Origin of the sequence: Mesobacillus persicus (assembly GCF_900109925.1) — a bacterium.
In the GTDB taxonomy this organism is placed as follows: domain Bacteria; phylum Bacillota; class Bacilli; order Bacillales; family Cytobacillaceae; genus Mesobacillus_B; species Mesobacillus_B persicus.
The window spans coordinates 107,661-122,725 of the sequence record NZ_FOBW01000004.1 but is presented as its reverse complement, the minus strand read 5'-3'; the positions used below and the strand labels follow the sequence as shown (position 1 = coordinate 122,725).

Below are 15,065 nucleotides of genomic sequence, written 5' to 3'. Positions count from 1 at the left end.
TCATGGCTCAAGCAATTGAAACAGAAAAACTGACGCTTTCATATGGAAGTTCGATTATTATAAATGAGCTGGACTTAAAGATTCCAAAAGGAGAAATTACTGTTTTTATTGGAGGGAATGGCTGTGGAAAATCCACTCTGCTCCGTTCAATCGCCAGGCTTTTAAAGCCGCAAGCTGGAGCGGTTCTTTTAGAGGGAGAAGCGATTTCCAAGCTATCCACAAAGGAAATTGCACAAAAAATGGCGATTCTTCCCCAATCACCGATTGCACCAGAGGGCTTAACCGTTCTTCAGCTCGTAAAACAAGGTCGATATCCATATCAAAACTGGCTGAAGCAATGGTCGGAAGACGATGAAAAAAAGGTGAATGACGCACTAAGGGCAACTGGAATCGTTGAGTTAAAAGACAGAAACGTTGATTCCTTATCAGGCGGTCAGCGTCAACGTGCTTGGATTGCAATGACGCTTGCTCAAGACACCGATATTATCCTCCTAGATGAACCAACGACTTACTTAGATATGACCCATCAAATTGAAATTCTTGATCTTTTGTTTGAATTGAACGAGAAAGAGGGAAGAACAATAGTAATGGTGCTTCATGATCTAAACCTTGCCTGCCGCTATGCCCATAATATAGTAGCAATAAAGGACCAACAAATTTATGCCGAAGGGCAACCAGAACATGTGATTAATTGTAACTTGGTCCAACAGGTATTTGGTATGGAATGTGAAGTGACCATCGATCCACTTTTTGGGACACCACTTTGTATCCCTTATGGAAAAGGTCGTTGCATTTTACCGAAGGGTGAAGTTTCTTATGCACGTTAAATTAACGAAGGAAGAGGCAGTCGAGCTTTCAAGATTCAGGTATACCCCAGTAATTGACCAAATTAGCTCGACTGTACCTTTAGCTAGCCTGGTTAAAAAGAATGAAATGAACGATTTTTTGAAAGATGTTCAAGTGGAAATTCAGGCCCCTGATGTAAAGGTTGCCGCTTCCGTTTTTATGAAGCGGTTTGCTTTTGTGGCTGTCATTTATTTATATGCTTTATCCCACTGGAACAAGCGTCTTCATTTTTCCTTAGATACTTTGTATCTTCAAAGGTCACACAAAGAAGGAAATTGGTTGCCGGAATATTACTTTGAAGACCTTTTAGCAGAAGAGTTTCCGGGAGAAAATTGGACTGAGTGGAGACGTAAGGCATTACAAGATCTGTTCAAGGACATTATTTATCCTGTATTGAATGCTCTTGCTAATGAGGCGAAGATATCAAAGTATACGCTATGGGAGAACCTATCTGTTTACATATTTTGGCTTTACGAAAAGATCCTTGTGGACGAGGAGGGATTTTCTTGTCGTGATGACTATGATTATATAATCAATCAGGCGCCAGGAAAATTGTTTGGACCTTATCATCGTAATCCACTAAATAGATTTAATGAGGAACCGGTGTTATTGACAGAATTGGACGAGATGGTGCGAATTCGGAAAACATGCTGCTTTACCTACCAGCTTGGCGCAAAACGGACATACTGTAAGACATGTCCGTTGTACTGCAAGCAATTTAATACGGGGAAGAGGAATTAAAATTGAATGAGACGTTCAAACAACAGCTAGACGGTCTGTTAGAGAAATATACAGAGCTATTGATTGGAGAAGGGACGGAAGAAAATAAAGAAAAGGTGAAGGCTTGGATTCTCTATAACCATATTGCAAAATCCATGCCCCCACTTGCGCAGCATTGGAATCAAACATACCCTGATGCGAAAGAAAACATCATGGAGACGATTAAAGAGATTAAAAATATGAATGAACAAAAGCGAAAAAACTAGATCATTATCAACAAAAGGCTGTTTTCGTTAAGGTTGTTGTTAAAATCCAAGTGCCGATTTTAACGTAAAATAAGCTATTTCGTGCGTTTCAATTAAGTTTGCAAGCTCTTTTCTCAAAAATTGAACCTAATTTGAAGGGGCACAAAGGTCATTCTTTTGTATTGTTACCTCAAAAAGCAACAAAGTTTGAGAAAAGAGCTTAACAAAATGAATCAGTCTGAAATACACAGACTGATTCATTTATTATTTCAAACAAATAAAAACGAATTATTTTTTATATTGGTTGTTCTGGCTGTTCACTTTTCCGCCACCGTCATTTTCAACGGTCGGACCAGCATTCCCTTTGACACTAGCTGCGCTTACTCCACGTTTGGATGGATCTTTTTTCAACCTTGCCATCATATTCACCCCCGTTTACTAGCATGTCCAGAAGCAAAAAAATCAAGCAGAGTTTCCTCGTTGAGAATTAAAATCAAAAAATTTTATTTTTTTAGTCATTCGATATTGCGTAAATTTTTTAAATATTTTATTATAGTATTAACAGAGCTCATTCTTTCATGAATATTTTTTTTGGCTCAAAAATGAATGAGTATTCATTCAAACCATTGTCAAAGGGGGAGACAGATTTGATGCGACAAATCCAAAAAGCGGCTGTTTTAGGCTCTGGGGTAATGGGTTCCGGAATCGCTGCACACTTGGCTAATATCGGAATACCAACTCTATTGCTTGATATTGTGCCACGTGAATTGACAGAGGCAGAAAAGGCAAAGGGACTGACTCTTGAGGATAAGCAAGTCCGCAACCGTATTAGTGGGGGAGCACTTCAGAAGCTCTTAAAACAAAAGCCAGCACCACTTGCTTCTAAAAAGAATTTAGCACTTATTGAAGCAGGGAACTTTGAAGATGACATGCCAAAATTGAAAGATGTAGATTGGATTATCGAGGTGGTCGTTGAGAACCTTGAGATAAAGAAAAAAGTATTTACAAATGTAGATCAATATAGAAAACAAGGAAGTATCGTTAGCTCCAATACTTCAGGGATTTCAGTTGAAGCAATGGCAGAAGGACGTTCCGAAGATTTCCGTAAGCACTTCCTTGGAACACATTTCTTCAACCCGCCACGTTATTTAAAATTGCTTGAAATCATTCCGACAAAAGAAACGGATCCTGAGGTTTTATCATTTGTTAAAACGTTTGGTGAAGATCGACTCGGCAAGGGTGTTGTTGAAGCAAAGGATACACCAAACTTCATTGGAAATCGAATTGGTACTTACGGCTTGCTTGTTACCGTTCGTGAAATGTTAAAAGGTGGTTACAGTGTAGGTGAAGTTGATTCTGTTACTGGTCCATTAATTGGAAGAGCAAAAAGTGCGACATTCCGTACCTTGGATGTAGTAGGATTAGACACTTTCTATCATGTTGCCAACAATGTTTACGAACAAGTGGATGGCGCGGAAAAGGAAGTATTTGAAGTTCCAGGTTTCCTTAAGGAAATGGTTAATCGTGGATGGCTAGGTAGCAAATCCGGTCAAGGATTCTTTGCAAAACAAGGAAAAGAGATTGTCGAACTTGATCCGAATACGCTTGAATATGGTCCACGAAAGAAATTGAAAACGGCTTCCGTTGAAGCAAGCAAGCAACAAAAAGGTACTGCTAACAAAATGAAAGCGCTTGTTTATGCAGATGACCGTGCTGGTCAGCTTTTATGGAGTGTATTCAGTCCGGTGTTTGTTTATTCCGCGGAATTATTAGGAACGATTGCTGATGATATTGTCTCCATTGACAATGCCATGAAATGGGGCTTTGGCTGGGAGATGGGACCTTTCGAATCATGGGATGCCATCGGACTTGAGAAATCAGTCGCGAAAATGGAAGCAGAAGGAACAGTTGTCCCTGCATGGATTAAAGAAATGATTGGTAACGGTTTCACAACCTTCTATAAAGTTGATAATGGCGTGAAATATTTCTACAGCAACGGTGAGTATAAAGCCATTGAGGTGAATCCAAAGATCATTAACTTAAAGCAAGTAAAAGCAGAAAAAGGCGTAATCAAACAAAACGCAGGTGCTAGCTTAATTGATATTGGTGATGGAGTAGCTTTACTTGAATTCCACTCTCCTAACAATTCTATTGGCCTTGATGTGATTCAAATGATTAACTTCGCTGTTGATGAAGTTGAGAAGAATTATAAGGGTCTTGTGATTGGAAATCAGGGCAAAAACTTCTGCGTTGGCGCAAATCTTGCGATGATGCTGATGGAAGCTCAGGATGATAATTACTTTGAATTAGATATGACTGTACGTCAATTCCAACAGGCGATGATGAAGATCAAATATAGCGCCAAACCAGTTGTAGCTGCACCACATGGAATGTCACTTGGTGGCGGAGCAGAAGTATGTCTCCCAGCTGCACATATTCAGGCTTCCATGGAGACGTATATGGGTCTTGTCGAAGTTGGTGTTGGTCTTCTTCCAGGCGGCGGCGGAAACAAAGAACTGTATATCAAGCATCTTGAAGGACTACCAAACGGAGTACAAATTGACCTCCAGCAGGTAGCGAATAAAGTGTTTGAATCAATTGCAACGGCTAAGACATCCACTTCTGGTGAAGAAGCGCGTGATAACAACTTCTTAGGAAAGTTTGATGGCGTGAGTGTCAATGGCGACCACCTGCTATATGATGCGAAACAGGCAGCATTACATCTATATAACAGTGGCTACACTGCACCGGCCCGTAAAAAAGTACCAGTTGTCGGAGAGCCAGGATATGCGACACTTCTACTTGGTGCTGAGCAAATGCGTCTATCAGGATTCATTTCCGAACATGATGTTGAAATAGCGAAACAGGTTGCTTATGTCATTGCTGGAGGTAAGGTACCGTACGGAACGAAAGTGGATGAAGATTATCTTCTCAACCTTGAAAGAGAGGCGTTCTTGAAACTAGTAGCTATGCCGAAGACACAACAACGGATGCAGCATATGCTCGTGAAAGGTAAGCCTTTACGCAACTAACAGGTTACTAGCTTACAAATTCACTAGTTAAGTATGGGTTTTCATGAATTCAGCTTTAGCGCCAAGTCCCACTCGTCATAAGCCTAAATAGTTATGACTTGCGGGACTGGACGAGGCGCTTGCGCTTTTTAATAGAAACGGAGGGAATGGAATGAGAGAAGCGGTAATTGTTGCCGGAGCTCGGACCCCGGTCGGGAGAGCGAAAAAAGGATCATTGGCAAATGTACGTCCAGATGATCTTGGAGCTCTTGTTGTAAAAGAGACATTGAAGCGTGCGGGTAATTATGAGGGGAATATAGATGACTTAATTATCGGCTGTGCGATGCCTGAAGCCGAGCAAGGCTTAAATATGGCGCGAAACATTGGCGCACTTGCGGGATTGTCTTACGAGGTACCAGCAGTTACGGTCAATCGTTTCTGTTCTTCAGGCCTACAGACGATTGCAACTGGTGCAGAAAAAATTATGCTAGGTCATGCTGATACAATCATTGCTGGTGGCGCTGAATCAATGAGCATGGTTCCAATGAGTGGCCATGTTATGCGTCCGAATGCCAAGCTTGCTGAAACGGCACCTGAGTACTATATGGGAATGGGGCACACAGCAGAGGCAGTAGCAAAAAAATATGGAATTACTAGAGAAGAACAAGATGCTTTTGCGGTTAGAAGTCATCAGCGTGCAGCAAAGGCACTTCAGGAAGGCAAGTTTGCAGACGAAACCGTACCAGTTGACGTAACAGTCACTTCAGTTGGTAAGGACAATAAGCCTGTCGAAAGAAGCTTTCAATTCACACAAGATGAAGGGGTACGTCCAGGTACTACGCTAGAAGTACTAGGGAAATTACGCCCTGCATTCTCGGTAACTGGTAGTGTAACAGCTGGAAACTCCTCACAAACAAGTGATGGTGCCGCTGCTGTTATGGTTATGGACCGTGAAAAAGCAGATTCTTTAGGCTTAGCTCCAATGGCGAAATTCCGTTCCTTTGCACTCGGTGGAGTACCACCTGAAATCATGGGCATCGGGCCAATTGTTGCGATTCCTAAGGCATTAAAACTAGCTGGCCTTGAGCTTTCAGACGTAGGCTTGTTTGAACTAAACGAGGCGTTTGCATCTCAATCAATCCAGGTTGTTAGACAGCTAGGGTTGAACGAGGACATCGTCAATGTAAACGGTGGGGCAATAGCGCTAGGACACCCACTAGGCTGTTCAGGTGCAAAATTAACATTATCCCTTATCCATGAAATGAAACGTCGCAATGTTCAATTTGGTGTCGTAACAATGTGTATTGGTGGCGGAATGGGTGCCGCTGGAGTATTTGAACTTTTATAGTCTTTTTAGATGAATCTTTTCGTAAAGATTGATGCTTTTTAATATTAATTCCCATAACAGTAGTGGAATGTAGCGGAAGACACTTGACTCCTGCGGGATGAAGAGGAAAGGTCGAGACCCCACAGGCGAAGCCGAGGAGGCTCGACTTCCTCCCCGCGGAAAGCAAGTGTCTGGAGCGAAATGGAACGGACTTGTTAATGTTCTAAAATCTATAGAAAACAACAAAGTATACAAACCTGTGTGTTGATTTTATGATCCAGGCATACCCAACTTAGGGCTTGCCTAGGATTTTACTTAAAAGGATGTTTATAAAGTGTAAATAAAAGAATGAATTGGAGGAAATACAAATGGCAAATCCAACTGAAAAGAAATTGCTTAAAGGCGGAAGCTTCTTAATCGAGGAAGTAACACCTGACCAAATTTTTACTCCTGAAGATTTCACTGATGAACAAATCATGATTGCAAAGACAACGGAGGATTTCGTTGAAGGTGAAGTGCGTCCACAAATCGAACATCTTGAAAACCATGAGTTTGATCGCACGGTTAAACTATTGAAGCAAGCTGGCGAACTTGGATTACTTGGAGCGGATGTTCCTGAAGAATACGGCGGTCTTGAGCTAGATAAAATCAGTTCTTCCCTTATTACTGAAAAAATGTCTGGTTCCGGTGGTTTCTCTTTATCTCACGGTGCACACGTTGGGATTGGATCATTACCAATTGTCCTTTTTGGAAACAAGGAACAAAAGGCAAAATATTTACCGGCTTTAGCAACAGGTGAGAAAATTGCTGCTTATGCTTTGACTGAGCCAGGATCTGGATCTGATGCACTAGGTGCAAGAACAACTGCGAAACTAAATGCAGAAGGAACACACTATATCCTTAACGGAGAAAAGCAATGGATTACAAATGCAGGTTTTGCAGATGTGTTTGTTGTTTATGCAAAAATTGATGGGGAGCACTTCACTGCTTTCATCGTTGAGCGTGAGTTCGCTGGTGTATCTACTGGAGCAGAGGAAAAGAAAATGGGAATCAAGAGTTCTTCTACACGTACATTGATTCTTGAAGATGTTCCAGTACCAGTAGAAAACCTTCTTTTCGAACCAGGAAAAGGTCACATGATTGCATTCAATATCTTAAATATCGGTCGTTATAAGTTAGGTGTTGGTGGAATCGGTGGTTCTAAAAAGGCGTTTAACCTGACTGTAAAATACGCAAATCAACGTCAACAGTTTAAGACTCCAATTGCTCAATTTAACCTAACAAAGGAAAAATTAGCCACTCTTGCTTCTGAAATCTATGCGACAGAAAGCTCCGTATACCGTACAGTCGGTCTTTACGAAGACAGCATGGGTCAAATGTCAGCTGAAGACCTAAATGATGGTCACAAAGTCGCTGCAGCTGTTGCCGAGTATGCAATTGAGTGTTCATTAAATAAGGTATTTGCTTCTGAAACCCTTGACCATGTTGTAGACGAAGGCGTTCAGATTCATGGTGGTTACGGCTTCATGCAAGAGTATGAAATTGAGCGCGCTTATCGTGATGCACGTATCAACCGTATCTTTGAAGGTACAAATGAAATCAACCGTATGTTAGTTCCAGGCACTTATATGCGTAAAGCATTTAAAGGTGAGCTTCCATTATTCCAAGTAGCTCAAAAGCTTCAAGAGGAACTAATGATGATGATGCCAGAAGAGCCAGGCACAGAGCCTTTAGGACAGGAGAAGTACCTTGTGGCTAACGCGAAGAAGATTGCTTTACTAGCGATGGGCTTAGCTGCTCAAAAGTTCGGCAAAGCACTTGATAAAGAACAAGAAATTCTTGTAAACATAGCTGATATGGTATCTCAAGCGTTCGCAATGGAGTCAGTTGTTCTTCGTACTGAAAAGGCTATTCAGAAGGATGGACTTGAAAAGAGCAAGCAGAAGGTTCTTTACACAGAAATTTTCTGTCAAGAAGCTTTCATTAAGATTGAGCAAGATGCAAAAGAAACGCTTGTTGCAGCTGAAGAAGGAGATACTCTCCGTATGCTATTGTCTGCATTCCGTAAACTTACACGCTACACACCAATTAACGTGATCCCTAAGAAGCGTGAAGCAGCTGATAAGCTAATCGAAGCTGAGCGTTTTGTCGTATAAAACATAATCATTACGCAGGTCCCTTTCTATTGGGGGCCTGTCTTTGTTTTGAGCACACTTTAATATTGAAAAGAATTGACGAAGATTTCATCACAAAATTAGAATTTTTAGGTTCTTTTATGTTAATATCCGTTTAGAGGGATTTATAAAGGTAATGATAAAATAGGTGGTGGAGTGATGGCATTAACCTTTTACTGGTATCCTAAATGTGGGACATGCCGTAATGCAAAAAAGTGGCTAGATGCAAATGGAATTGAATACAAAGAAGTACATATTGTTGAGAACCCTCCGTCTAAAACAGAACTCGAGACTCTTTATAAAAATAGTGGTCTTGAGTTGAAGAAATTCTTTAATACGAGTGGACAGAAGTATCGCGAGCTAGGCTTGAAGGATAAAGTGAAAACAGCCGATGAATCTGAGTTGTTAGAACTATTAGCTTCAGATGGCATGTTGATCAAGCGACCACTGCTAACAGATGGAGAAAAAGTAACGGTTGGTTTTAAAGAGGCTGACTACGAACAAGCATGGCTTAAATAGGGAAACATCGATGTAAATCGAAATTCATAAAAATGGAGGGATTTAGTTATGGCAACACCAAAAGAATTGCGTTATTCAAAAGAGCACGAGTGGGTTAAAACAGAAGGTGAAAAGTTACGTATTGGAATCACTGAATTTGCTCAATCAGAACTTGGGGACATTGTGTTTGTTGAACTTCCAGAAGTTGGGGATGAAATCACCGCCGACGAGCCTTTTGGAAGCGTAGAGTCTGTTAAAACGGTTTCAGAACTTTACGCACCAGTGAGTGGTAAGGTTGTTGAAGTAAATGAAGATCTAAACGACAGTCCTGAATTTGTAAATGACTCCCCTTATGAAAAGGCTTGGATGGTTGTTGTTGAGCCATCTGATGCTAGCGATGTAGATAAATTAATGACGGCTGAAGAATATGAAGCAATGATAAAAGAATAAAGAATGAACGGCATCCTCTTGTAAGAGGGTGCTGTTTTTTTCGCTCCTAACTCACGTTCGAATCTAACATTGGCGCCCTATCTCATATTCAAACCCGGAAGAAAGGTCACCAATAACGGAGATTGGTGCCCTATCTGTGTCCCGAACCCGGAAGAAAGGTCACCAATAGCGGTGATTGGTGCCCTATCTAGTATTCAAACCCAGAAGAAAGGTCACCAAGCTCAACAAGGTCGCCTAAGTGAAAATAATAATGCCCTATCCCCCTTAAAATCTTTTGATTTAGTTGAAGAGGTACACCATTAACGAGAAACCGATAATTACCATCTTTCCCACGCCGATATTCGGACAAAATAAACACACTAGATAAAGATGAGGTGAATGTAATGACATTGGAACCAAAGAAGCTGGACGTTACGGATCGTGTTGTAGGGAAAGTGAAAAATGGAGCAATCGAGCTTTATTTAGATAATGACAGAATCGGCGCTATATCATTGCCTGAAGGCAGTGAATTTAAATTAGAGCACCATTTTGAAATAGACCAGCAGAAAATATACCAGAATGTCTACGTTCCAGGACAGGACGAACCGCGCTATACGGACTGTGATGAGGGTGGCTGGTGCTAAGTGAAAACAGCGGATGCACTTCCGCTGTTTTTGCTTATATATATCATATGTTTATTTATTAGGACAAATCTTTTGCAAATCTGTTCTAAAAGCGTGAAAATGGGTATAAAGTTAGTTTAACTGCACAATCTCTTTTGCAATGATTAAAATAGTATATAGAAATGTCGGTTTGGCGGTGGTTATATGACGGAGGAATGGAATAAAGTAATCATTGTAGAAGGTTCTTCAGATAAAAAGAAGATCCAAACTATCTTAAATGAACCAGTGGACATTATCTGTACAAATGGAACAATTGGACTTTCAAAGCTTGATGAATTAATTGAGGACTTGTTTTTTAAAGACGTATATATCCTAGTTGATGCTGATGATTCTGGCGAAAAGTTAAGAAAACAGTTTAAACGGGAATTCCCTGAAGCAAGTCATTTATATATTGACCGAATGTACCGTGAAGTTGCAACTGCTCCAGAAAAGCATTTAGCTACCGTTCTTTTAGGGGCTAATATTGATGTCCATGCAGAGTATCTAGAAAAAGGATGAGTAAAAGTTGATTGATTTATCGAAGGAAGATATAGCACGCTTTATTAGTACTGAAAAAACAGGGCTTATTTATTTTTATACCCCTATATGTGGGACATGCCAAATGGCCAGTAAAATGTTAGAGGTCGTTGCACAGCTGACACCTACAATAAAAATAGGAAAAGCAGACTTGAATTATATGCCCGAATTAGCTAAACAATTTGAAGTTATTAGCGTGCCGTGTTTACTAATCATAAAAGATGGTGTGATCGTTGAGAAAGTATTTGCTTTTCATTCTGTTTTATTTCTTCAAGATAAAGTGAATCAACATCTGCTCTAATCCCCCTATCTCTTCACTAAATATGACATATTTCTCGGGAAATCTTAAGACAATGCCATAGGTATTGTCTTTTTTTGTCTTAAACCTAGGATCATGCAAGTTATTGTCGAAGGAATTAGACAGGACACTGAGTTGTTGAATCGAATATCCCTTTCAAAGGGGGTTGAACGGCTTGGATAAAAAAATTGTACACTCGGTTGAAAATATGGGAAATAAACAGCATGTTATAAAACTACTGAATCATCAAAAGTTAGAAGTAGCCATTGAAACTGAGAAAGAAAACTTTGGGCTAGTTATCGATGATGGAATTATTAGTTTAACGTCAGGAGTGCCTGGAGGTTCCCCAAGTGTGAGGATTCAGGGAAAGACAGATGTCATCCACTCCTTACTAGAGGGAAACATAAAGCTAAGGGAAGGCGCAAGATATGAAAAGTTCCATATATCTGGTAGTTTCCGAAACCAATTAATGCTGGAATCTTTATTTTTTTTAACAGGGAAAAGCAGTTATTGAATACTTTTCGAAATTATCAAATAATAAATTGACTGATAGGGTACTGGGTGCTATGCTCGAACTAATTTAATGCGTGGTTTCTTAAGTTTTCTTTGTGAAATGATAACCATTATTCCGATTTTTTTGATTAACAACTTTGGTTGAAACCGGTTGATTGGCGCTGAAGGTGCGAGACTCCTCGAAAATGAAGTGCGCATTTTCTCGTCAGTGGGCATAATCGAGGAAGCCATTGAGTGAGCGAGCAACATGGAGCGGAAATCAACCACTCCATGTTCAAGAGTAATAAATGTAAAAACAGTAAAAAAAGAAAAATGGGAGAGATGAGAAATGACAGAGAAAAAGAATTATCGATTAGAGACAGTAGGCGTTCATGGTGGTTTGAAAGCTGACCCAGTTACAGGTGCAAGAGCTTTACCCATTTATATGACGAATGCATATCAGTTCAAGGATACAGACCATGCGGCTAATTTGTTTGCTTTAAAAGAAGACGGTTACATCTATTCTCGAATACATAATCCAACTGTGACAGTTTTTGAAGAAAGAGTGGCCGCTCTAGAAGGTGGAATCGGAGCATTAGCAGTTTCTAGTGGAATGGCTGCAATAACATTAGCAATAATGAATCTCGCCCATGCAGGTGACGAAATTGTTGCTGCTTCGCAATTGTATGGAGGGACCTATAATCTGTTTGCGGTGACTCTTCCTAAGTATGGGATTAATGTTAAATTTGTTGATTCTTCCGATCCAGAAAATTTCCGAACAGCAATAACTGATAAAACAAAAGCAATCTTTGCCGAGACAATTGGAAACCCAAGTTTAAGAGTACTTGATATTAAAAAAACAGCTGAAATTGCACATGATGCTGGATTACCGCTGATCATTGATAATACATTTGCAACGCCTTATTTATGCCGTCCAATCGAACATGGAGCAGACATTGTCATTCATTCAGCGACAAAGTGGTTACTTGGTAATGGTACAACTTTAGGTGGTGTGATTGTCGATGGTGGGCAATTTGATTGGAATTCATCCAAATTCCCTGGATTCACTACTCCAGATGAAAGTTACCATGATTTGGTTTACAGTGAAGCACTTGGCGCAGCTGCTTATATCGCAAAGGCACGTGTGCAGCTTCTTCGGGATATGGGACCAGCGCTAAGTCCGCAAAATGCTTTCCAATTAACACTAGGCTTAGAAACGCTACATGTAAGAATGAAAGAGCATGTTGCGAACACGAATAAAGTAGTAGAGTATCTAGTTGCACATCCAGCCGTTAACTGGGTTTCATACCCGGGACATGAGGCACATCCAGATAAAGCACTTGCTGATAAGTATCTCCCTAAGGGGGCCGGTTCAGTTATCGTCTTCGGTATAGAAGGTGGAAGAGAAGTCGGTGCTAAACTGATTAATTCTGTAGAACTCTGGTCGCATCTTGCCAATGTCGGTGATGCAAAAAGCCTTATCATTCATCCTGCGAGTACGACCCATCAGCAATTGGATTCGGAAGGCTTAAAGGCCGCTGGTGTACCGGAGGACCTTATCCGTCTATCAATTGGGATTGAAAATGTAGAGGATTTAATCGAGGACCTTGATCAAGCAATTTTTAAAGCAACTGGAGTTCCTGCACCAGCACGTGCTTAATTCAGCTTCGAGACTATGTAACCTGGTGGATTGGGAGCTTAGGCAGCCTTCTCGGCTGCAAATTACAGCAAACCAGAGGGTTTTATAAAATAATTGCGAAAATAACATTGACACTCGATTTATCTTCGTGATAAACTCACAAAAGTTAACCAAATTTACAATTAAATATGCAATGCTCTTATCAAGAGAGGTGGAGGGAAGTGCCCTTTGAAGCCCGGCAACCGTCAATAGTGATAACTATTGAAATGGTGCCAATTCACTCAAAGCTAATGTGGCTTTGAAAGATGAGAGAAAGGTATATAATGACAAAGCCTTTCTGCTCATCTGTGCAGAGAGGCTTTTTATGTATAAGAACTGTATTGTTTTCTTCTAGCTAACCAAAGATAACGATAGGTTTATACAATTCGTTAGAGCTTATCCATGCTGACAAAGAAGCAGCAAAGTGCTGTTGGAACATGAGAGGGTGAGTAATGATTGATTTCCATAAGAAATGTCAATAAGACTTATGAAGCAAAACATGGGTCAGTAAAAGCTGTTGAGAATGTCAACCTTGAAATAAAAGAAGGAGAAATATACGGGATAATTGGATATAGTGGGGCAGGTAAAAGTACGTTAATAAGAATGCTCAATGGACTTGAAATCCCAACTGAGGGATCGATTACCGTTGCCGGAAGAGAAATCTCGCATATTAAAGGAGCAAAGCTTCGAAAAGCTCGTCAGGAAATCTCGATGATTTTTCAGCATTTTAATTTACTTTGGTCGAGGACTGTTACTGAAAATATCGCTTTTCCACTTGAAATTGCCGGTGTTCCTAAGATTAAAAGAATGCAACGTGTCAAGGAGCTAATAAGCCTAGTGGGGCTTGATGGTCGCGAAAATGCTTACCCTTCACAATTGAGCGGGGGGCAAAAGCAAAGAGTGGGGATCGCGAGGGCACTTGCGAACAATCCAAAAGTGTTATTATGCGATGAAGCTACATCTGCACTTGATCCGCAAACAACGGATTCAATTTTAGAGTTATTAGTTGATATAAATAAAAGATTAGGTCTTACGATCGTGCTAATTACCCATGAAATGCATGTAATCAGGAAAATCTGTCATCGTGTTGCTGTCATGGAAGGTGGTAGTATCGTGGAAACAGGTCCCGTTCTGCAAGTTTTTAAAAATCCAAAACAGCAAATAACGAAAAGATTTGTCCAGCAAGTCACTGAACCAGAGGAGACGAAGGACACCATTGAACATCTACTTTCCCAATATCCACATGGACAAGTTATTCAACTTACATTTGTAGGGGATGGGGCAGAACAGCCGCTTATGACCAATCTAATCCGGCAGTTCCCGTTAACAGTCAATATCCTTCAAGGGAAGATATCACAAACACAAAATGGTTCCTACGGGACACTTTTTATACACCTTGATGGTGATGAAGAGGACATTCAAAAAGCCCTTGCCTACATCTCTTCACAAGAAGTGGGTGTGGAGGTGATTAACAATGGATGAATTTTTAGAAGAAGTAAAGTGGGACAAATTAATTGAAGCAACACAAGAATCCATCTACATGACCAGCATATCGGTATTTGCCACCTTTATTTTAGGAATGGTACTGGGCCTTCTCTTGTTTTTAACAAATAAAGGAAGTTTGTGGCAAAACCGAGGGGTGAATTTTGTCATCGCAGCATTTGTAAATATCTTTCGTTCCATCCCGTTTATCATCCTTATTGTGCTACTCATCCCTTTTACTAAGGTATTAGTGGGGTCTATGTTAGGGGCGAATGCAGCCTTGCCTGCCTTAATCATTGGTGCTGCACCGTTTTACGCGAGAATGGTGGAAATTGCTTTACGCGAGATCGACAAAGGTGTTATCGAGGCAGCACAATCAATGGGAGCCAATCACTTTCAGATAATTTTTAAAGTACTCATTCCTGAGTCCTTGCCAGCACTTATCTCAGGTTTGACGGTAACAGCTATTTCACTTGTTAGCTTCACAGCAATGGCTGGCGTCATTGGTGCTGGTGGGTTGGGGCATTTTGCTTATCTTGAAGGTTTTCAGCGGAATAGACCAATGATTACGCTTGTAGCAACCATTGCTATTTTAATTCTGGTATTTATTATCCAATTAATTGGAGATTATTTTACAAAAAGAACAGACAAACGTTAACTACAGGA

At 40.5% G+C, this 15,065-nt stretch carries 17 protein-coding genes and 1 riboswitch; of the genes, 15 read left to right on the top strand and 2 right to left on the bottom strand.

The features are described 5' to 3' along the window. Positions 1–2: 2 nt before the first annotated feature. The 3 genes from BMX30_RS07540 to BMX30_RS07530 are packed head-to-tail and all read left to right on the top strand — an operon-like array spanning position 3 to position 1,832. The gene (locus BMX30_RS07540) at positions 3–827 is read left to right on the top strand and encodes an ABC transporter ATP-binding protein (RefSeq protein ID WP_090743137.1); all 825 of its coding nucleotides are present in this window, start codon (positions 3–5) and stop codon (positions 825–827) included. Further along, positions 817–1,587, top strand: coding sequence for an IucA/IucC family C-terminal-domain containing protein (locus BMX30_RS07535; RefSeq protein WP_170843819.1), 771 nt, complete (start codon positions 817–819; stop codon positions 1,585–1,587). The genes BMX30_RS07540 and BMX30_RS07535 overlap by 11 nt, the downstream gene beginning before the upstream one ends. 2 nt (positions 1,588–1,589) lie before the next feature. Beyond that, positions 1,590–1,832 carry a YusU family protein gene (locus tag BMX30_RS07530; RefSeq protein WP_090743133.1) on the top strand — a complete coding sequence of 81 codons (243 nt, stop codon included), beginning with the start codon at positions 1,590–1,592 and terminating at the stop codon, positions 1,830–1,832. 267 nt (positions 1,833–2,099) lie between these two features. Here BMX30_RS07530 and BMX30_RS07525 read toward each other — a convergent pair whose 3' ends face one another. Beyond that, positions 2,100–2,231 carry a YuzL family protein gene (locus tag BMX30_RS07525; protein ID WP_090743131.1) on the bottom strand — a complete coding sequence of 44 codons (132 nt, stop codon included), beginning with the start codon at positions 2,229–2,231 and terminating at the stop codon, positions 2,100–2,102. A gap of 230 nt (positions 2,232–2,461) precedes the next feature. Here BMX30_RS07525 and BMX30_RS07520 point away from each other — a divergent pair, with 230 nt between their 5' ends. The 5 genes from BMX30_RS07520 to gcvH all read left to right on the top strand — a co-directional run bounded on the left by BMX30_RS07520 (position 2,462) and on the right by gcvH (position 9,271). Beyond that, on the top strand, positions 2,462–4,843 hold the full coding sequence (locus BMX30_RS07520; protein ID WP_090743531.1) for a 3-hydroxyacyl-CoA dehydrogenase/enoyl-CoA hydratase family protein: 2,382 nt from the start codon (positions 2,462–2,464) through the stop codon (positions 4,841–4,843). A gap of 151 nt (positions 4,844–4,994) precedes the next feature. Continuing rightward, a complete protein-coding gene (locus BMX30_RS07515; protein WP_090743128.1) occupies positions 4,995–6,170 on the top strand; it encodes an acetyl-CoA C-acetyltransferase in 1,176 nt (391 codons plus the stop codon). A 347-nt stretch (positions 6,171–6,517) separates the two neighbouring features. Then, a complete protein-coding gene (locus tag BMX30_RS07510; RefSeq protein ID WP_090743125.1) occupies positions 6,518–8,305 on the top strand; it encodes an acyl-CoA dehydrogenase family protein in 1,788 nt (595 codons plus the stop codon). Between the two features lie 177 nt (positions 8,306–8,482). Next, positions 8,483–8,842: an arsenate reductase family protein gene (locus tag BMX30_RS07505; protein WP_090743123.1), complete on the top strand. Its 360-nt coding sequence runs from the start codon at positions 8,483–8,485 to the stop codon at positions 8,840–8,842. 48 nt (positions 8,843–8,890) lie between these two features. Beyond that, a complete protein-coding gene (gene gcvH / locus BMX30_RS07500) occupies positions 8,891–9,271 on the top strand; it encodes a glycine cleavage system protein GcvH (protein WP_090743119.1) in 381 nt (126 codons plus the stop codon). 187 nt (positions 9,272–9,458) lie between these two features. Here the strand turns inward: gcvH and BMX30_RS23465 are convergent, their stop codons facing one another. Beyond that, positions 9,459–9,620 (bottom strand): hypothetical protein, encoded by a 162-nt coding sequence (locus tag BMX30_RS23465; RefSeq protein WP_170843818.1) that lies wholly within the window; start codon positions 9,618–9,620, stop codon positions 9,459–9,461. A 34-nt stretch (positions 9,621–9,654) separates the two neighbouring features. Between BMX30_RS23465 and BMX30_RS07495 the strand changes: the two genes are divergently transcribed. The 7 genes from BMX30_RS07495 (at position 9,655) to BMX30_RS07465 (ending at position 15,057) form a co-directional block, all read left to right on the top strand. Then, entirely contained in the window at positions 9,655–9,894 is a 240-nt protein-coding gene (locus BMX30_RS07495; RefSeq protein WP_090743116.1) for a YusG family protein, read from the top strand. Between the two features lie 183 nt (positions 9,895–10,077). Then, positions 10,078–10,431: a toprim domain-containing protein gene (locus BMX30_RS07490; protein WP_090743113.1), complete on the top strand. Its 354-nt coding sequence runs from the start codon at positions 10,078–10,080 to the stop codon at positions 10,429–10,431. 7 nt (positions 10,432–10,438) lie between these two features. Continuing rightward, complete coding sequence (locus BMX30_RS07485; protein WP_090743110.1) at positions 10,439–10,750, top strand: thioredoxin family protein; 312 nt, start codon at positions 10,439–10,441, stop codon at positions 10,748–10,750. A 172-nt stretch (positions 10,751–10,922) separates the two neighbouring features. Then, the gene (locus tag BMX30_RS07480) at positions 10,923–11,261 is read left to right on the top strand and encodes an SCP2 sterol-binding domain-containing protein (protein ID WP_090743107.1); all 339 of its coding nucleotides are present in this window, start codon (positions 10,923–10,925) and stop codon (positions 11,259–11,261) included. Between the two features lie 327 nt (positions 11,262–11,588). Further along, entirely contained in the window at positions 11,589–12,899 is a 1,311-nt protein-coding gene (locus BMX30_RS07475) for an O-acetylhomoserine aminocarboxypropyltransferase/cysteine synthase family protein (RefSeq protein WP_090743104.1), read from the top strand. 175 nt (positions 12,900–13,074) lie between these two features. Next, positions 13,075–13,190, top strand: a riboswitch (SAM riboswitch). 183 nt (positions 13,191–13,373) lie between these two features. Continuing rightward, complete coding sequence (locus BMX30_RS07470) at positions 13,374–14,399, top strand: methionine ABC transporter ATP-binding protein (RefSeq protein WP_090743101.1); 1,026 nt, start codon at positions 13,374–13,376, stop codon at positions 14,397–14,399. Beyond that, positions 14,392–15,057: a methionine ABC transporter permease gene (locus BMX30_RS07465; protein ID WP_090743098.1), complete on the top strand. Its 666-nt coding sequence runs from the start codon at positions 14,392–14,394 to the stop codon at positions 15,055–15,057. The genes BMX30_RS07470 and BMX30_RS07465 overlap by 8 nt, the downstream gene beginning before the upstream one ends. Positions 15,058–15,065 lie beyond the last annotated feature (8 nt).